Origin of the sequence: Spirochaeta cellobiosiphila DSM 17781 (assembly GCF_000426705.1) — a bacterium.
Taxonomy (GTDB): Bacteria; Spirochaetota; Spirochaetia; order DSM-17781; family DSM-17781; genus Spirochaeta_E; species Spirochaeta_E cellobiosiphila.
In genome coordinates, this window is sequence record NZ_KE384557.1 from 220,612 (window position 1) to 238,779 (window position 18,168).

General features: G+C 35.9%; 19 protein-coding genes and 1 pseudogene. 13 read left to right on the plus strand and 7 right to left on the minus strand.

The features are described from left to right. Nucleotides 1-24 precede the first annotated feature (24 nt). From K345_RS22580 to K345_RS0116025, 7 genes are all read right to left on the minus strand, one after another. On the minus strand, nt 25-1,119 hold the full coding sequence (locus K345_RS22580) for an ATP-binding protein (protein ID WP_169714827.1): 1,095 nt from the start codon (nt 1,117-1,119) through the stop codon (nt 25-27). Nucleotides 1,120-1,320: 201 nt separating this feature from the next. Next, nucleotides 1,321-2,031: a LytR/AlgR family response regulator transcription factor gene (locus K345_RS0116000; RefSeq protein WP_083963820.1), complete on the minus strand. Its 711-nt coding sequence runs from the start codon at nt 2,029-2,031 to the stop codon at nt 1,321-1,323. A gap of 138 nt (nt 2,032-2,169) precedes the next feature. Next, entirely contained in the window at nt 2,170-3,198 is a 1,029-nt protein-coding gene (locus K345_RS0116005) for an ABC transporter ATP-binding protein (RefSeq protein ID WP_028975017.1), read from the minus strand. 1 nt (nt 3,199) lies between these two features. Then, nucleotides 3,200-3,994, minus strand: a complete 795-nt coding sequence (locus tag K345_RS0116010) for an ABC transporter permease (protein WP_028975018.1) — start codon at nt 3,992-3,994, stop codon at nt 3,200-3,202. Beyond that, complete coding sequence (locus K345_RS0116015; RefSeq protein ID WP_028975019.1) at nt 3,981-4,814, minus strand: ABC transporter permease; 834 nt, start codon at nt 4,812-4,814, stop codon at nt 3,981-3,983. Before K345_RS0116015 ends, K345_RS0116010 begins: the two co-directional genes overlap by 14 nt. Beyond that, the gene (locus K345_RS21495) at nt 4,804-6,129 is read right to left on the minus strand and encodes an amidohydrolase (RefSeq protein ID WP_053228397.1); all 1,326 of its coding nucleotides are present in this window, start codon (nt 6,127-6,129) and stop codon (nt 4,804-4,806) included. The genes K345_RS0116015 and K345_RS21495 overlap by 11 nt, the downstream gene beginning before the upstream one ends. After that, complete coding sequence (locus K345_RS0116025) at nt 6,129-7,127, minus strand: extracellular solute-binding protein (RefSeq protein ID WP_028975020.1); 999 nt, start codon at nt 7,125-7,127, stop codon at nt 6,129-6,131. The genes K345_RS21495 and K345_RS0116025 overlap by 1 nt, the downstream gene beginning before the upstream one ends. Nucleotides 7,128-7,268: 141 nt before the next feature. On the opposite strand from K345_RS0116025, the gene K345_RS0116030 reads away from it, so the two are divergent. The 13 genes and pseudogenes from K345_RS0116030 to K345_RS0116090 all read left to right on the plus strand — a co-directional run bounded on the left by K345_RS0116030 (nt 7,269) and on the right by K345_RS0116090 (nt 18,101). After that, complete coding sequence (locus K345_RS0116030) at nt 7,269-8,135, plus strand: PhzF family phenazine biosynthesis isomerase (RefSeq protein ID WP_028975021.1); 867 nt, start codon at nt 7,269-7,271, stop codon at nt 8,133-8,135. 6 nt (nt 8,136-8,141) lie between these two features. Further along, nucleotides 8,142-9,011: an SPL family radical SAM protein gene (locus K345_RS0116035; protein ID WP_028975022.1), complete on the plus strand. Its 870-nt coding sequence runs from the start codon at nt 8,142-8,144 to the stop codon at nt 9,009-9,011. A gap of 694 nt (nt 9,012-9,705) precedes the next feature. Then, nucleotides 9,706-9,900, plus strand: a complete 195-nt coding sequence (locus K345_RS23520) for a hypothetical protein (protein ID WP_211227912.1) — start codon at nt 9,706-9,708, stop codon at nt 9,898-9,900. Nucleotides 9,901-10,417: 517 nt separating this feature from the next. Continuing rightward, nucleotides 10,418-10,675: a hypothetical protein gene (locus K345_RS0116045; RefSeq protein ID WP_028975023.1), complete on the plus strand. Its 258-nt coding sequence runs from the start codon at nt 10,418-10,420 to the stop codon at nt 10,673-10,675. Between the two features lie 369 nt (nt 10,676-11,044). Continuing rightward, on the plus strand, nt 11,045-11,674 hold the full coding sequence (locus K345_RS0116050) for a hypothetical protein (RefSeq protein ID WP_028975024.1): 630 nt from the start codon (nt 11,045-11,047) through the stop codon (nt 11,672-11,674). Nucleotides 11,675-12,605: 931 nt separating this feature from the next. Continuing rightward, nucleotides 12,606-13,511, plus strand: coding sequence for a CPBP family intramembrane glutamic endopeptidase (locus tag K345_RS21505; protein WP_053228398.1), 906 nt, complete (start codon nt 12,606-12,608; stop codon nt 13,509-13,511). Between the two features lie 128 nt (nt 13,512-13,639). Then, nucleotides 13,640-14,146, plus strand: a complete 507-nt coding sequence (locus K345_RS0116065) for a hypothetical protein (RefSeq protein WP_028975026.1) — start codon at nt 13,640-13,642, stop codon at nt 14,144-14,146. A gap of 92 nt (nt 14,147-14,238) precedes the next feature. Further along, a pseudogene (locus K345_RS23925) lies at nt 14,239-14,820 on the plus strand (lactate utilization protein). A 12-nt stretch (nt 14,821-14,832) separates the two neighbouring features. Then, the gene (locus K345_RS0116070; RefSeq protein WP_053228399.1) at nt 14,833-15,495 is read left to right on the plus strand and encodes a C39 family peptidase; all 663 of its coding nucleotides are present in this window, start codon (nt 14,833-14,835) and stop codon (nt 15,493-15,495) included. Nucleotides 15,496-15,518: 23 nt separating this feature from the next. Further along, on the plus strand, nt 15,519-16,157 hold the full coding sequence (locus K345_RS0116075) for a M23 family metallopeptidase (protein ID WP_053228400.1): 639 nt from the start codon (nt 15,519-15,521) through the stop codon (nt 16,155-16,157). A gap of 122 nt (nt 16,158-16,279) precedes the next feature. After that, on the plus strand, nt 16,280-16,450 hold the full coding sequence (locus K345_RS23220) for a hypothetical protein (RefSeq protein WP_156888444.1): 171 nt from the start codon (nt 16,280-16,282) through the stop codon (nt 16,448-16,450). A 35-nt stretch (nt 16,451-16,485) separates the two neighbouring features. Then, nucleotides 16,486-17,223, plus strand: a complete 738-nt coding sequence (locus K345_RS0116085; RefSeq protein WP_028975029.1) for a PD-(D/E)XK nuclease family protein — start codon at nt 16,486-16,488, stop codon at nt 17,221-17,223. Nucleotides 17,224-17,495: 272 nt separating this feature from the next. Then, nucleotides 17,496-18,101 (plus strand): lactate utilization protein, encoded by a 606-nt coding sequence (locus tag K345_RS0116090; protein WP_281169338.1) that lies wholly within the window; start codon nt 17,496-17,498, stop codon nt 18,099-18,101. Nucleotides 18,102-18,168: the final 67 nt, after the last annotated feature.

The window sequence follows — 18,168 nt, forward strand, 5'->3', positions numbered from 1 at the left end:
AATTGTTTTGTTCTAGTTTACCTATTAATCGACGTAATTTACAGGAAGTGGAAATAGAATATCAAGAATAAATGTGTGATTTTCCTGGTATAGACTGAGAGCTCCTTTATATTGGGAGACAATGTATTTGATGGAAGGAAGTCCATATCCATGATTATATAAATCGGATTTTGTGGAAACTGGTAAACCATTTATAAAATTAGCTTCTTCTGTGGTGTAGTTTTCCATATGAATAGATATAAAATTGTGTTTTTGACTAATGGATAAAGACATAGCACGGTCTTCCGTTTTTACATTTTTCTCCAGGGCTTCTATGGCATTATCTATTATATTACCAAAAAGGGTGTATAGATCTAAGGGTTGTATAAAATCCAGGAGTGAACCTTTAGCCACAATAGAGAAGCTAATGTTTTTTGTGACACATATTAGCTTTTTCCTCGTTAGTATCGTATCGAGGGTTTTATTGCCGGATTTAATATAGGAATCATAATGTGATATACCTTTGTTGAGATCTTGGAATACGATCTCTGTGTCATCTTGAATATTATTAAGTAAATAGCTTAGTTGATATTTCAAATCATGTGCTTTGTAATTGATATAATCCATACTCTTAGAGTGCATTGTCGTAAAAAGGTCTTTCTCTAGAAGAATGTTGTTCAGTATCTTCAGTGATACAGTATTAAATAATAAATACAAAGCCATAATAGATGAGGTCAAATTGTAGAATAAAATGACCAGAACATAGTAATTATCAGGTCTATCATCATCGTACACTACTAAAAAAGAACTCAAAACTATGCTTACTAAGAGAATTATAAGGGATATTAAGAAGACAAGTTTATTCTTAATGTCAAAATCGTATATCCCATTAAGGTGTTTGGGGAATGCCTTATAACATAAACCATAGGTTAGGAGTAGTGTTAGTATCAGGATTAACGTTCTAATATAGATAAGATTAGAGCCACTATAGATGTATTGATTTATGATCCAGGTACACATGGAATCTAGAGCACTAGCAATGTGCTCTATTCCATAACTAGCCAATCCTAATAGAATGGCTGCCTTCAATTTTATTTGAAAACAACTAAGTAGATATAGATTTAATAATATAAAAATCAAAAAGTAATATAAAATGATTTGATAGTAACTATTTCTAATCGGGTAGTATTGCACGAATAGAAAGAAAATACTCAAACTAAAAAGAAGTCTAAATGCGAAATTCCTTCTCAGAGGGATATTAGGTGTAAAAAATAAACTTGCTATGTATAATTTTGCTATAATAAATAAGTTGATAGCTTGGACTGGGATATGAGGCATTATCTACATAGTCCCTAAGAATCTGGCCATAACTACCTTAAAAGCTTCTTTTCTTTTTCGACTGATGGATATTTGGAGGCCTGTATTCAATGTTATCGAATTACTTGTCATGGACCTTACATTATTGAGATTAACAATATAACTGTTATTTATTCGGAAAAAATGATTAGGTGGGAGACGTGGTTCCCAATCTCTTAATTTTCCTCGAATACTTATGATTCGTTGAGGCATATGGAAGTCTAAATTGTGATTAATAACTTCTACATATTGGACATCACCCATATTAACTATATGTGACCCAGAGCGAGATGGAAGTTTGATTTTTTGATTTATATTACTATTTTGTCGTCGTATAAATTTATCCATTTTAAGGAAGAAATCTCCTGACTTAATGGGTTTTAACATATAATCAAGAGCCTCGACTTCATATCCCTTGATAGCAAATTGAGCTAGATTAGTAACAAATATAATATCGATATGGGAATTTTGATTTCTTAATACTCTTGCAGCTTCCATTCCGTTGATGCCCGGTAGATCAATATCCATAATAGCGAGATCATAGGAACGACTATCCTCTATTAAAAAATCATGGGCATTGTTATATGTGTCAATATGAAAATCCAGACTATTACTAATCTGATACTTGTCTAAAATATCATGTATATGGACAACTTCCATCGGTTCATCTTCAATAATTGCAATCCCGATTTTCATGAATCAGATATTATTATGAATAAAGGAAATTAACAATCGTCGAGAAAGCCATGGTGATGTTATTACAGCTTGTAAACTTACTTTTTAAACAAGGACTATAAAGCTCTAAGGAAGCTCTTCCTTAGAGCTAAATAAATATTAACGATTCAGAACGCAGATATGTTCCTTGGGGAAATGGAGATGCATCATATCTCCTCTGTGATAGACATCCTTATCGCTAGTATGAACGACGATATCACCGATTTCGGTTTCTAGTTCATACTGATAACTGTCTCCCAGATAAGTACGCACCTTAACTTGTCCACTAACTAAGGCTTTGTTTTCTTCTGTTAGGACAATTTCCTGAGGACGGATGGCGATCTTAAGAGCGCCCTCTAGCTGAACAGAGTCTATTCTCTTACCATTCTTCAGAGTATAGCTTCCTTCGTTGCTAAGATTGATGTCCAGTAGATTCTTAAATCCGATAAAGTCCGCTACAAAAATTGAGCTAGGATTATGATATATGGTTTCAGGACTGTCATACTGTTCAATCTTCCCATTGTTCATGATGGCTACCTTATCAGAGATGGAGAAGCACTCTTCCTGATCATGGGTGATGAGAATGGTGGTGATATTGAACTTTTGCTGCATTCTTTTAATGAGGGATCTCATCTCAATTCGCAGTTTGGCATCCAGGTTCGATAAGGGTTCATCCAGCAATAGAAGTTTGGGGGATATCACTAGCGCCCGGGCCAGAGCTACCCTCTGTTGTTGACCACCACTTAGATTTTCTGGCTTTCTATCTTTTAAGGATGTTAGACCAACCGCTTCGAGAAGTTCAGTGACTCTGTCTTGAATTTCCTCTTTTGACATGCCTCTAAGCTTCAGTCCGTAGGCCACATTTTGAAACACCGTCATATTGGGGAACAAGGCATAGGACTGGAAGACAATACCAAAGTTACGTTTGTTAATAGGGGTATGGGAAAAGTCCTCATTATCAATAAGGATCTGTCCGTCCCGGGCTTCTAGAAATCCCGCTATGGCTTTGAGGGTTGTTGTTTTCCCACAACCTGAAGGACCTAGGATGGAGACTAACTGGCCTTCATCGATATCCAGATTATAGTCTTCCAGGACATTTGTTTTTCCATCATAGGATACTTTTAAGTTATTAAGTTCTAATCGTGCCATGTTACCTTCCATAATTTTCAAGACCAAGAGTCTTCTCTATGATCCATGTGAGTAGTATTGTCACTAGCAGTAGTAAAACAGAAACCGCCGCAACTCCCGGATCTCCATACTTTTCCACATCTTGCATCATGATGATAGGCAAGGGTGTGGCCCCTCTTCCGTATAAGAACATAGAAATAGGGATGTTGTTAAATGAAGTTATGAAAGACAGTACCGAAGCGGAAAGGATAGCTGGTGTGATACAGGGAAGTAGAATGTGGAGGATAAAGTCCTTCCTACTGGCGCCGAGGCTGGTAGCGGCATCTTCAATGACGAAGTTAAACTTATCAAAGGCTCCTCCTACCACACGGATCGTATAAGGAAAAAGAATAATAATGTGGGCCAGCATTAAAATCAGCACCTTAGGTAGCTTTGTATCCCATTGTCTGGCAATAAAGACCCAACCTAGAAAAAGGGCATAACTCAATACAATACCCGGGATAAGAACGGGGGTAAAAAAGATATTCTTAATGAGTCCCGTACTTCTGTCATTATATTTGGCTAGTCCATAGGCTACAGGAACACCAAAACAGAGAGATATAAAAGTAGCCAGAATGCCCACTTGAAAGCTAATGGCGAATCCAGATAGATAATTGCTACTAAAGGCAACCTTGTACCATTTGAGAGAAAATCCCTCGATGGGATAGGTCAGACTCTCTTTTCCATTAAAGGAGGCAATGATTGTAATCAACAAGGGATAAAGGAGAAAAAAGAATACCAGACAAACAAAGATGATCAGGATCTTACTTTTTTTCATGATTTCCTCCTACGAGATCAGCGCCTTTGTTTATCAGATTGATAACTATTACAGTCAAGACAAACATAAATATTGAGATAGAGGATACCAGTTCCCATCTCCCTAGAGTATTTCCATATTGTTGTACCAGGGTTGCTAGGACGACTGTCTTAGTTCCCCCTAGGATACTAGGCGTTGTATAGGCGGTTAAGGTGGCGGTAAAAACCAGAACCATTCCCACAATGATACCGCTGAGGGAATTAGGGATGATGATTGTAAAAAAAGTCTTCAGACGAGATGCTCCGAGACTAATGGAGGCATTCTCCAACTCTTCTGAGATATTATCCATGACCCCAATCAAGGATACGATCATTAGTGGTAAGAAAATATAGGTTGAACCAATGATGACCGCAAATCGGGAATACATGAAACTTATCGGTTCAGACAGGAGTCCCAAGCGATTGAGAAAACGGCTTAAAATGCCGTCATAGCCCAGGATTATCATCCAGGAAATGCTTCTAACCACAGCATTAGTGAGTAAGGGAAACATTACCAGAAGCATGAGTATATTTTTCGTCCTTCCCCGGGTACGAGAGATAAAGTATGAAGTAGGTAGCCCAAGGACGAGGGTCGACAATACGACATAAAAGGATATGGTGAAGGTGTTTTTTATTGCCTTCTGAAAGGTTGAATCTATAAATAACTCACGGTAATTGTTAAAATTAAAAGCATCACCTACTTCTAGGGATTTATACGCCAGCATAATTAAAGGAATAAAAACCAATAGGCTGACTAAAAACAGGCTGGGTATAAAAAGGATTCCTTTTTCTTTATTCATCATCTTGTACCATCTGCAATAGCTCCAAGCTCCTGTTGTTCACAACATTACAAGCTTCGGTGAATTGGTGGAGTACTTCAGCTTCTGTAATGTTGACTAGTTTACTCTGTTCTACCACCAAATTCCCATTCACAAAAACAGATTCCACGTTATTCGTTTGCATGGCATACACGATGGCCGCATAGTAATCGTAAAGGGGCAGCATATTAATGGTCTGGGGATTGATGATCACCAAATCAGCCTTCTTTCCTTCTTCTATACTACCTACGAGATGATCGATATTCAGTGCTTTAGCCCCATTGATGGTGGCCATCTTCATGACCTCCCTGGCTGGACAAAGGCTGCGGTCTTGGTATTTGACCTTCTGCATCTTGGGAGTCATATTCATCACGCTCATCATATCCATATGATTGCCACTCATCGGGCCATCAGTGGCCAAGCTAACATTCACTCCCAGCTCTATATATTCTGTCACAGGGGCAATGGCTCTTCCACTTTTACTATTCCCGGCGGGACAATGGGATAGGGAAGCTCCATGCTTGGACAGGATCTCCATATCTTCTTTGTCTACCAATATCCCATGGGCGCCGATGAAGCGTTCATTAAGAGCTCCGATATTTTCCAGATATTTAACTACCGAACCATGTTTCTCCTGATAGGGCTCAGCTTCCCAGACCTGTTCAGCTAAATGCAATAACAAAGGAACCTTGTGGCTATCGGATAATTCCCGACACTTTTTTAATAACGGTTCTGATGCCATGTAGACAGAATGAGGTGCCAGAGCTCCATTAATCAGAGGATTATCTTTGTGAGTCTCAAGGAATTGCTCAAAGAGTTCAAAGCCGTGTTCGCCGTTCTTCTGCTCACCGCTAGGGGCATCTGTTATGCCCTGTCCTATAAATGACCGGATTCCTAATTGCTTCGCCGCTTTGGCTGTACCATTTATGTAAGTATACATATCGGCAAAGCATGTGGTTCCTGATAGTAGCATCTCCGATAGACAAGCTAAGGATGATTGGTAGACGATATCTTCATTGAGACAGTCATTTTCCAAAGGAAGCAAAAGGCGAGTGAGCCTGTCTTTCATATCATCCCCTAAACCTCTGAATACGGTCATAGGGACATGGGTATGGGTGTTAATAAATCCGGGGATTAGTAATTTGCCTGTACCATCTATTATCTTGTCATAATCCTCTGATACTTCATTAAAAAAAATGCGAGATATCTCATCATTATCGATGAAGATATTCGCATTTTCTAAAATATCAAGAGTATTATTCATTGTAATAATGGTAATATTCTTAATTAATGTTTTCACTATTTTGTGAACAACTCATTCCACTTGTTTACCCAAGCGGCTCTGTTCTCATTCACTACGGTGATATCCGATAGGATTACATTGGGGAAAGCAGCCAAATTGGTCTTGCTATCACCTTGGCTCTCTTCGAATACAACGGTTTTATTGACAGGAGAGTCTATTCCCCGATTTAATGCTTCTTTTTGAACCTCTTCGGAGAGAAGAAAGTCTATAAATTTCATCGCGAGTTCTTTGTTCTTAGAACCTTTAACGATATTGGCCGTATTTCCATTTAGTAAAACTCTGTCCAAATCCCCCCAATTCAGATCGGGTGTGTATCCGAAATCCGCAAGTAGGGCATAGTCATATTCACCGTTGGCTACGGCTGTTCTGGTCCCAAAGGTACTTACATAGGCATCAACCTTTCCAGCTTTAACCCAGTTTTCTACTATTGAGATAGCTTCAGATCCGTCACCTGTGACGTCTCCTGTTCCCCACAATAAAATAGGACCAAAGGTGGAAGTCATGTGAGGAATGGCAATTTTGCTATCTGTGTCTGCAAAAATCTCCGCCCAGGTAGTAGGGAGGTTTTTGGACTTGCTGGCTACTCTCAAACGGTTAACTGTGTAGCTTACACCATAATTGGCTCCATTTGGATTCTTGGCAATGTCGTAAAGATTGGCGTAATTGCTTAATTTAGATTTGTCCTGAGTTTCAAACAATCCGTCAGCAATCGCTTTCTGTGCAGTGGCTTGAGTTGCTAGAAAAACATCAATGTCTGAGATATCTCTTTCATTTGATAATTTTGTGTAACGATCACTGTCTCTTCCCAGATCCAATTCAATAGTTACATTATATTGTTCTTCGAAAGGCTTGAATAAAAATTCTTGAAATTGATCAATGTTACTGTCCCAAGTTGAAATAACAAGTGTGGTCGGTTTCGTCTCACTAGTTCCGTTTGCAAATAATTGTGGTAGAGCTAGTATAGTGATTATGGCTACAAAAAAACCTTTTCTCATTTTAATCTCCAATATAAAAATTATGAAAATAGTAATGGTAAATAAAATGGGCTGTCAACTAGAGGGCCAAGGTGTATATTGCTGTGATTCAAGGAATATTATGAAGAAATTAGCTTTTATCAATAGAAGAGAAGGATAAATATGAAAGTACTACACTATGATGCTTTTACTACTGTACCTAATAAAGGAAACCCTGCGGGAGTCGTATTAGATGCTCCTCGTCTGAGTGATTCAGAGATGCAAAAAATTGCTGCCAAAGTTGGATTTAATGAAACGGCTTTTATTTGTCCTTCTGATAAGGCAGATCTTAAGTTGAAATACTTTACTCCTGGACATGAAATGAATTTATGTGGACATGGCACGGTTGGTGCTTTAGTCGCTGCTTATGAAAACAAATTGTTGACGCAGATTCATACTATTGAAACCAAGGCTGGTATCTTAAATATAAGTTTAGAATCCCATGATGGAACAGCTTATATAAGAATGGCTCAGAGTCCAGCTCACTTTGTTGATTTTACAGGGGATGTAATAAAATTGGCTAAAGCTATAGGAATAGGTGTCCCTGATATAGATGATTCCTATCCCATTGTTTATGGTAATACAGGTATATGGACATTGTTAGTTCCTATTAAACATTTAAGTACATTTAAAAGGATGAAACCTAGTAATAAAGATTTTCCTTCGATTTTAAATCAATATGATCATGCCTCTATCCATCCCTTTTGTCTAGACACTTATCATAAAGTGGAAATGCATGGTCGACATTTTTCTTCAGCCTATTCTGGTACGATTGAAGATCCTGCTACAGGAACTGCCTCAGGTGTTATGGGAGCCTATTGGCTGAAATATATTGACCAAAAAGATTCCATCAATATGAGAATCGAACAAGGACAGGAAATAGATAAAGATGCCATTATTGATGTAATGGTACAAAAGTCTGGTGAAAAGTATTTAGTAGAGATTGGTGGTACCGCGATCTATGTGAAGGACATAGAAATAAGGCTATAGGGTCGTATGCATTTTAAAGAATATAAAGGAATATTATCCTCTACAAATGGTATGAATCTCAGTCGCGGATGTACCCATGGTTGTATTTATTGTGATTCTCGTAGTGAAGTCTATGGAATGGATCATGACTTTGAAGATGTGGAAATCAAGATCAATGCTCCTGAATTATTAGAACAGAAGTTACGATCCAAACGAAGCAAATGTATGATAGGGACAGGGGCTATGTCTGATCCCTATATTCCCATTAAGGAAAACTTATCCAACTTAAGATCCTGTCTTGAGATCATCGATAAGTACGAGTATGGAATATCACTGACCACGAAATCCAGCTTGGTCCTACGGGACTTGGATATCCTTACCTCTATCAACAAGAAATCCAAGTGTGTCGTTCAAATGACCTTAACGACCTATGATGAGGATCTCTGTCGTATTATTGAGCCTAGAGTATCAACTACGAAGAAGAGATTTGAAACTCTGAAAGTCCTGAAAGAAAATGGGATAGAAACGGTCGTTTGGTTGTGTCCTATATTGCCTTATATTAACGACACCAGGGAAAACATTGAGGGAATACTTAACTACTGCATAGAGGCTGGGGTGAAGGGAATTCTGTGCTTTGAGATGGGCGTCACTTTGCGAGAAGGGAATCGTGCTTACTTCTATGAGCAACTGGATGCACATTTTCCTGGTCTAAAGTCCAGATATCAAAGACGTTATGGTAATAGCTATGGCTTGCCAAGTGATCATAATCGGGAACTGATGGATATATTTCATAGGACATGTGAGAAGCATAGTATTATGCATGACAATGATGAGATCTTTCGGTATTTGAATGAGTATCCGTATAGAAAGGATGAGGGGCAGTTGAAGTTGTTTTGATAAGAGCCACCACGGAATCAACCTGAATCTGAGTGCCTCCAGCGAGCTCAAGAATCATCTGGAAAATGAATGCCCTTTTGGGAAACTGCGCCATCAAGTAAGAATCCCTCGATTTGTCTGCTATGTTTTAGAGAACCTTTCCTGCCTTCAAAAATCAGCTTAAAAGCAGTATAGACTCGGTCAAGTTATGCGCAACCTTTCACCAGGCTATCGGGAGTTCTTCTTCTGTATCCTCGTATTTTCATTTCCGATTCAAATTTTTCTGTGTATTTAAGCATACTAAGTCCTCTATAGTTAATAGGAAGTCTTTTAGTCGTTTATGGCGTGAAATTAAGAAACAAGAGTATTACTTTTCAGGAGAGGGGAAAATCGTTTAATATGAGTTACAAGCAATAATGGTGAATATTTTGTAATTAAGTCCGATTTGCTAAGGTAAGACGTATATTATGATAATAATTATTTCCTTGTAAATGAGTCTGTAATCATAATAAAAAACAAATAATCCATATTTAAACTGTAACCGCTCGACATTGTGTCTTGCTAATCGAAAAAATCCGCCACTTACTGCATGTAACAGCGAATAACTGGTTCGCCTTCAGCTCTCCCAAATTGTTCAAGCCCACAAGGGGCCGAAGCAACTTCAGTTATTCGCGAAACGTTAGGAGCCTTTTTTAGCTTTTTTCTGAAGAAAACAATGTTGAAATTATATAAAAGAACAAAAAATGAATTTAAATATTTGGAAACCTGGGATGAATCAGACAAAGTTGGAATTATTCATTGTGGTGAAGTTGGGACACGAGGAAAAGATAAGAAAATAAAATCAACACTAATTTCTGATCATCATAAACTCATACAAAAAGAAATTGATACTATGGTCCAAGATGGTTGAACCAATTGAACTTGATCAACATTTCATTTTGCTAATTGAATATGAAATTAATGGAATAGGAAACGATACAGACCTTCAAAAGAGACACAATCTTGAGAATAGAATGAATGAAACTTTAGGATGACCTGACCTTGGACACTGTGATGGTGGAAGTATTGGGAATGGAACTATGGAAGTATGTTTCTTTTTTGTTGATTTTGATATTGCAAAAACCATAATTAAAGAAGATTGAAAGAATACACTCTATTCTGATTACAGCAGAGTTTATGAAGAAAACGCTGAGTAAAATGACTACTAATAGGAAATATGTGCTGCGTCCTGTGGACTTGGTCTTGAGCAAATGTGGCGTGGCCGTACTTCACATATTTCTGAAACGTTATATGTAATGCTTATTTTCAAAAGCATTTTTTAGGAGAAGTAAATGGAAGAGATATACATTCCACAGTAATAATCAAAACTCTCTCGATTTATATTAGATTGGGCACCAACTATATGGCTAACTTATGCAGAAGAGCTAATGGATTCTGCAGAATTATTATGGAATAAAAATGATCAATCAATTCGATTTGAAGTTAGTGGCGTCCGCTCATCTCAGAACGGAATAGTCCCGCAAAATATAAATAAAGTATCAGGGATTTCGCGTACATATTTTTTGCTTGTTGGTTATTCTATTGAGAACTTACTAAAAGGTTTTATTGTTAATAATGATCCTTCAACGATTACCGATGGTAAACAAAAAAATAATCTCATAAAATTATTTACTATCGTTATTTAATAGACTTTCAAAAAAATTGCATGATAAATTGATAGATGGTAGGGAATCAGGTCGAGGTGAAAAAGTTATGTCGTATAAAAGTGCGAGATATGGAGATCTTATTGATCCAAAATAAACACTTCTCTAACACTTGAAAATGAGCACTACATATATCAGCTAATATGCGGCTCCGCTTCGCTCCGGCCTAAATTGAGCTTTTGTCTAACAACTTTTTATGGTAGAATAGGCAAGGAGAAAAGCCGCAAGTTGTTCATCAATACCTACGGGCCAATCAGTTTCACATGTTCTGGAAACGTTAGATGAAATAAAACCATGTTTTTTAAGAAAAGAAAAATCAGAATTTCTGTTGGATAAGGGGATAATACAATTATGAAATTAAAAATGATAATATTCCTATTGGTTATTGTGGACTTCTCTATTTTTTCTACTAATCAAGAATATGATTTAATAACTTTGGAAAACAGAACTGGTTTTCTTGAAACCAATTTAAATGTTCAAACTCCTCTTGAGGATTATTACTACAATAAAAATATTCCGTATCCATTTGTTAGTAATAGTTCTGCAAACCATAGAGGTCATATCGCAGAATGGGAAATTGTAGATAAAAAGCTATACTTAATTAAAATTTCCATTAATGGCCAAGATTTTGATAAAAGTACTATATTCCCCGGAGCTGAAGAAAGTGTTCCATTGTTTGCAGATTTTTTTACTGGATATCTTCTTGTAAAGTATGATCAATTTCTTCGCCCGTATGATGACATAAGCATCATAGATTTTAAGGAATATGAAATCATAAAAGTTGAAAATGGAGTTGTATGTAAAGAGTACATATTTTCATACAAGGAATACTGGAAAATAAAATATAAGTATGAAAATGACATGATTTTGCCTGAGAATATTGAAATGATATTTGATGAATTATACAGATTTACGAAGCCAGATCTGTATTCAGAGATATTTACAGATGAAAGTCTATCTCTTGATTTATCCTCCGAATAATTTTTTTACTGTAAGCGTTCGACATCCTTGTCTAGCTACTTGGTTACACTCTGGTACTTACTTTACCTAAAAACAAATAAGTGATATAGCCTTCGACTTCTCCCAGTTTCTCAAGCCCGCTAGGAGCGGGACAACTTCGTATATTCCCAGAACGTTAGGTGTAATAATAAGTTTGCCCAACCAAGACATGGTTAACGGTTTAACTTCAGGACATAGTAGCACTTTACCAGGAATTATTCCGAATCCTTACATATACAGAAGGAAAGAAATACCCTGGAAGGAGTCTTATGTAATGGATCAAAGTGAAGAATTTGTATTAAAAGCCATGGAATCCTCACTGCAATTTCACACATCCAAAAAAATAGCATGAATCTTCTGGTCTGTTATTTCACTTAAAATAGTTTCCTCCATACATCCTATAAGAAATGCACTTGCCTTCAGTTAGGGGGTAGGTATAGTATGCTCGTATACGTGAGTGATTATAGAAGATGACTATATCATTAGCTCTAGATGAGATGAATTCTAATATTATTGCAAGACATCTCTTAAATTGGAACACAAGATCGCCTGGTACCGATGTAAATATAAAAGATTTTTTTAACACAGATAAATTGAAGATTTATCAGAGTGGTAATTGTTTTTATGGAAAAATGCCTTATACAGGAAAAAGGATTCCTCCATTCATGTATTTGTCATTAAATTATATCTATAATCCGTTATTCAATTAAAATACATGTACAATAATCTATTTTCTCATATATTTAAGAAGATAAAGTCAAAATCGTGATAGAAACCTTCAAGGATGGTTTCTTCTGGAATAAGACAGTACATTCAGAGACCTGTTCGTAGAAATCTTCTTGCTTAAAGCATACGGTAGGTATACTATATTTGCCATATTAGAATTTTCTTGATAATTCAAAAGGAATATTTAATGGCATCTACAACGGGGGAAGAGAATCTTTCTAATTTTAAATTTATTATTAGTATAATAATAGGATTTTTCATCTTTATGTTTTCTGGTGAGCCTGGAACCACTATAGTTAATCTAATAGTAAAATATACAAAATTTGATAATCATGCCTTTTTTATTATACTACACTCTGTCCTAAAAATATCTGTATTCTTAATCTTGCTTAAATTATATACTTCAAAAATATTACATGTAAAGTTGAGCTATTTTCGAGTAGGGAAACCTAATGTAGATCTATTTATTATCATACAAGCTCTATTATTACCTGTCTTAGTGATTGCTTTTTATTTATTCTTTCTTGATGGAAAAATAGATTTCCTAGAAAAAGATAAGATTCCTCTATCTCTGGCTTTTGTCGTAAAAACTGGACTAGTAGCTGGAATAACAGAAGAGATCTTTTTTCGTGGCTTTTTAATGAAATTACTTGAGAATAAATGGAATGAAAAAATAGCCATACTACTACCTTCTTTTCTATTTGCATTATTACATATTTTTAAAGGCATGGGACTAATAAGTACCATACTACTTGTCTCAGCAGGCACACTAGTAGCAATAATGTTTTCATTAGTAACTTATTGTTCAAATAATGTATGGAATTCCGTAGTATTTCATGTATTATGGAATACTATAATATTAAGAATATTCACCATAACTCCAGAAGTGAAACTAAGAGGAATATTTAATTATTCACTCGATCATAAATCTGTGCTTTTAACAGGTGGAAACTTTGGTATAGAGTCAGGAATACCTGCAATAATAGCCTATCTTCTGATAATTCTAATAACAATAATTCGATATAAAAGAAATAGAAAAACAGGAAATTCTACATTCAATAAGCACTCTCATGTAATGAATCAAAAGGTATAGAGGTAATCACAAGATTAAAATGAGATTAAAATAATTCTAAATTTAGAACTATAAATAATAAAATAATTGTAGAGCGATTTATCCCTAATATTCTTAAATCGTTATAGAAAAATTTATAAACATTGATTATGAGTAAGAAAGAACGAAAAGAAACATTCATAGAGGCGCAATTTTTTGAAACAGGATTTGAGAAGTCCATTGAATGGGCAATATCTCAAATAGAAGCTGGATGTGATGATAGGAATATAAATATCTTAGCGGGTTTAGAGTCCAAAAATCATTTTGAAATAAAAGTATATATTGAAAAAATACTTGAGGAAGAATTGACAGTTTCTAAAGTGGATTTGGAAGAGTGGGCTGGACAATTAATTATAGAACTAAAGACGCTTTTTACTGATCAAGCTATCGATATTTGGAAATTTGATGAAAAAATATCAAGACTCTACTATAAACTGGATTATCCCAATTGGATGGTTATGCTTGCTAGAAATTGTGAATACGCAACGGACATTGATCCAAGACCATTTGAAGACGAGTTAGAGTATATAACGGAACTTTGGTCAAAATACCCTAAGTATTCAGACTTCATTAAGCACTATAATAGCGTGATTTCAAACACTCATGATTTTAAATAACTTAGAAAAGATATTAATATTTTGTTCAGCCTGAGCATCTAAGCCATTCACACACATCAATATCCAGGAGGCCCTCCCGGACCAACAACACCATCAATCAATTAAGCAAATCACTAAACAGAAATCGAATCCCCCTAGAGTACTTCAAAACTCCAGAAGCCTTACTGTCCTACCTAACGAATTTCCTCACTTCAACTACTACTGTAGGAGTAGTCGACTCTAAAACCATAGAACAATTAGGCCTTTACGACCTGTTAAGGAATGCTCCCTGTCAGTTCCTAGATAAATACAAACCTGATATTACCAAAGAAGAAAAGGCCAAACTCTATCGCGACAATTTTTCAACTGATATCTTCTTAAGTGGGATAAATGCTATAACATTAGAAGGGAAGATATTTAATCTGGATGGTAATGGTAGTCGGGTAGCCCCCATCATCTTTGGTCCTACCAAAGTATTCCTAATAACTGGTACCAATAAAATAGTAGCAGATAGTAAATAGGCCATTAAAAGAATCAAAGAAATAGCTGCTCCTATAGATGCTAAGCGTCTTGGAAAGAAGACTCCCTGTGTCAAAACAGGAGTCTGTATGAATTGTAAGTCTCGTGATAAGATATGTAATTACTATTCTATCATTCCAGGACAATTTGATTCTCAAAGGATCAAAGTTTACTAGTAGTAGGAGAATATGGATTTTAGCACAACGAAGGGAGCATCATTGAAAGACAAAATACTTCTCTCTGACATACCTTTTTACTCCCAATGGATATCCAGCGAATTAGTTGGTGATATCGTGACAGGATCTTTTGATCCCATCAATGATCCCCTATGGCAACTCTCAGGAGCTGACACTCCAGCAGATTATGATTTCTGGGCGAAGAATATATGTGGTATGGCTTGTCTTAAGATGGTACTTGATTACTGGCAAATCGACTCTGACCCTTTGATTCCTATGGCAAAGGAATGCGCCAGCTATGGCGGCTATAAAATACAAGCTGATCATGTGGATGGCTTGTATTATGTTCCCTTTACTCAGTATGTACAGGAACGATTCCAAATCTCATCCCATTCCTTATCACCTTTAAGCACAGAGCAAATTGTTGAGGAGACCCTAAAAGGAAATCTTCTTATTACTTCCGTTCATTGTACCATAAGAGAAGCGTCTCCGACCTATGAAGGAAGTAGGGGAGGACATCTTGTTCTCATCACAGGAGTCGATACCTCCCAACAATGTTTCTACATCAATAACCCTTCTGGAATATCCGTTGAAACTCAAAGAAACTTCAAGATTCCTTTTGACATATTTGAAAGGTATTTTGCGGGAAGAGGAATATTACTATGTTGCACGTAACTTTTCCATTACAGGGGAAATGCATGACCCCCAACACTCCTGGATCGAATGTTCCCAGTCATGGTACAGATCTCTTTGGTGAGACTTATGCTATTGATTTTATTATGATAGGTGAGAAAGGGAAGCTCCCCTATAAAAGTTCTTTTCTTAGATATTTATTAAAAGGTTTACCCCTTGGGAACTTTTATGGATGGGGGCAAAAGATCTATTCACCCGTTGAAGGTGAAGTAGTGGATATAGAGAATAATATTGAAGAAAGAAATCCTGTTAATATCTTCCATGATTATCGTAATACCATGAGAGTAACAAAACAATTTATGGAAGGTTCGATCTCTCATAAACTTATTACGGGCAATTATGTGACCATCAAGATAAGTGATAAACAGTACGCTCTGCTGGCTCATTTGAAGCAGAACTCAATAGCAGTCGAAGTAGGTCAGAAGGTTCGGGTGAATGATATCATTGGAGAACTAGGCCACTCGGGTAATTCCACTATGCCCCATTTACATATGCAGTTCATGGATTCCTTAGATTACAAGCATGCCCAAGGAATCCCCTTTGTGTTTAACCATTATGAATGTAAGAAAAAGGGTAAATGGATAAAAGTATCGAATTCTCTTCCTTTAAAAACTGATATTATTAGAAGTGATAGAGAAGAATAGAGGGGCCGGAATTAAAAGTACTCCCAGGGATGTATTAAAATTAGCATCTTTGTTCATTAATAAGGGAACATTTAATGGGGTTAGGTTATTATTTTATAATACACTGATGTGAGGTCTTAATTTTGGAAGTATCTTTATTTACAAGAATATTAGGACTTGGAGGTGAAGATTTAACCACTGAGGTCCTTGTGTATTTATTACATAATGAACACTATACAACTCTTAAGAAAGAGGTCTTAACCAGAATCTTTCATATAAGTATTCTATTACGACTCAAAAGACTTTTAGCTTAGGACGACCAGATATTGTTCTTAACTATAATGAAAATGTGATAATTATTGAAAACAAATTTTTTGCTGACTTTTCAAAAGGTGATCAAATAAAAAGATATCTAGAAATACTTGAAAATGATTCTGAACATCAGAATAAAAGTCTATTTTTACTAACTATCAAAAATAGAAAGGATTACCTGGAAAATAAGATAAAAGAACAGTTAGGCTCTTCAAATTTAAAGGTATACTTCCAGGATAAAAATGTTAAATATGAAACAGTCTTTTGGGATGATATCTTTAAGTTATTTCAATCAGAAGATATATTTTTATCAGAACTAAGCAAGTTTGTTAGAGAAAATTATATTGTGAATTCAAAAATAGGAGCAGAAGAGGTGGAGCTCATCAATAGTATAAAAATACCAAATCTATTAAAACAGATTAATGAGGCAATCGTTATTAACAGAGATTATATGGCGAATCATGGGTATAAGGTTACCAGGATGACTAGAGCTAAAGATTGTCTGTACTATTTAGAATTCAGCTGGGGGCTCGTCTGTGTAGAATATTTTCAAGATTTTTGGCATGAGTATCACACGCCATTTTCTCTTCAGTTAATGGACGTATGGAATAAAAAAATATTGAATTTAAACAAACTACGTGAATTGGAATTTATTGAAAATAAGACTTATGGATACATCCTTCCCATTTCTATATCTGGTGAAGACATTAATGATTCATTTAACGATCAGGTTCTTCATAAGGTAATGATGATTCAAGAATTATTTGGTTCATAATAAAGTATGTAATATATTTTTTAGATAGTTATTGGTTTCAATCCATATCATTTTCAAAAGTCTGATACCTAGGGTTCTATTGGCGCTGAAGGTAGATAGTTGTCTCTTAGGTACTGTTTTTTTTCTTCTCTTCAATTCACTTTTTTATTATTTTTGTGAGAGCCTAAGTTTGTAGGTCTATCCCGTATTACGAACTTACGGGATGCGAAAGAGTAGGAAAGATATCTATAGATTGATCTAAGAAATAAGAAAGAGGTAGAAAAATCAATAATATTAATCAACTAAGTAAGGCTCTAAACAGAAATCGAATCGGCTTGGAATACTTTGAAAGCCCAGAGAGTCTTCTGGATTACTTGAAGGAGCTGTTCTCCTCAGATAGTACTATAGGTGTGGGTGACTCTAAAACCTTAGAAAAATTAGGAATTTATGATCTTCTCAGGAATAGTAATTGTCACTTCCTGGATAAATACAGGCCTGACATCACAAAAGAAGAAAAAGCCAAGCTCTATCGAGATAATTTTTCTGCTGATATCTTCTTGAGTGGTATAAATGCCATTACTTTAGAAGGACGGATATTAAATCTCGATGGCAATGGGAGCCGGGTAGCTCCCATTATTTTTGGACCGGACAAAGTATTTCTCATAACTGGTACTAATAAAATTGTTGCTAATGATGAAGAAGCCATTAAGAGAATAAAAGAGATAGCCGCTCCCCTTGATGCTAAGCGCCTGGCAAAGAAAACTCCCTGTGTGAAAACAGGAACATGCAGGGATTGTAAATCCAGTGACAAAATCTGTAATTACTACTCTATCATTCAAGGACAGTTTGATTCTCAAAGGATCAAAGTCTTATTAGTAGAGGGAGAATATGGATTTTAGACAGGGAAGAGAGCTCTATTGAAAGATAAAGTACTACACTCTGATATCCTCAATTTTTCCCAATGGA

Coding starts and splice junctions, on each gene's coding strand:
- K345_RS0116000 (WP_083963820.1), bottom strand. CDS start 2,031: ATGAAAATCGGGATTGCAATTATTGAAGATGAACCGATGGAAGTTGTC.
- K345_RS0116005 (WP_028975017.1), bottom strand. CDS start 3,198: ATGGCACGATTAGAACTTAATAACTTAAAAGTATCCTATGATGGAAAA.
- K345_RS0116010 (WP_028975018.1), bottom strand. CDS start 3,994: ATGAAAAAAAGTAAGATCCTGATCATCTTTGTTTGTCTGGTATTCTTT.
- K345_RS0116015 (WP_028975019.1), bottom strand. CDS start 4,814: ATGATGAATAAAGAAAAAGGAATCCTTTTTATACCCAGCCTGTTTTTA.
- K345_RS0116025 (WP_028975020.1), bottom strand. CDS start 7,127: ATGAGAAAAGGTTTTTTTGTAGCCATAATCACTATACTAGCTCTACCA.
- K345_RS0116030 (WP_028975021.1), top strand. CDS start 7,269: ATGAAAGTACTACACTATGATGCTTTTACTACTGTACCTAATAAAGGA.
- K345_RS0116035 (WP_028975022.1), top strand. CDS start 8,142: ATGCATTTTAAAGAATATAAAGGAATATTATCCTCTACAAATGGTATG.
- K345_RS23520 (WP_211227912.1), top strand. CDS start 9,706: ATGTTGAAATTATATAAAAGAACAAAAAATGAATTTAAATATTTGGAA.
- K345_RS0116045 (WP_028975023.1), top strand. CDS start 10,418: ATGGATTCTGCAGAATTATTATGGAATAAAAATGATCAATCAATTCGA.
- K345_RS0116050 (WP_028975024.1), top strand. CDS start 11,045: ATGAAATTAAAAATGATAATATTCCTATTGGTTATTGTGGACTTCTCT.
- K345_RS21505 (WP_053228398.1), top strand. CDS start 12,606: ATGGCATCTACAACGGGGGAAGAGAATCTTTCTAATTTTAAATTTATT.
- K345_RS0116065 (WP_028975026.1), top strand. CDS start 13,640: ATGAGTAAGAAAGAACGAAAAGAAACATTCATAGAGGCGCAATTTTTT.
- K345_RS0116070 (WP_053228399.1), top strand. CDS start 14,833: ATGGATTTTAGCACAACGAAGGGAGCATCATTGAAAGACAAAATACTT.
- K345_RS0116075 (WP_053228400.1), top strand. CDS start 15,519: ATGACCCCCAACACTCCTGGATCGAATGTTCCCAGTCATGGTACAGAT.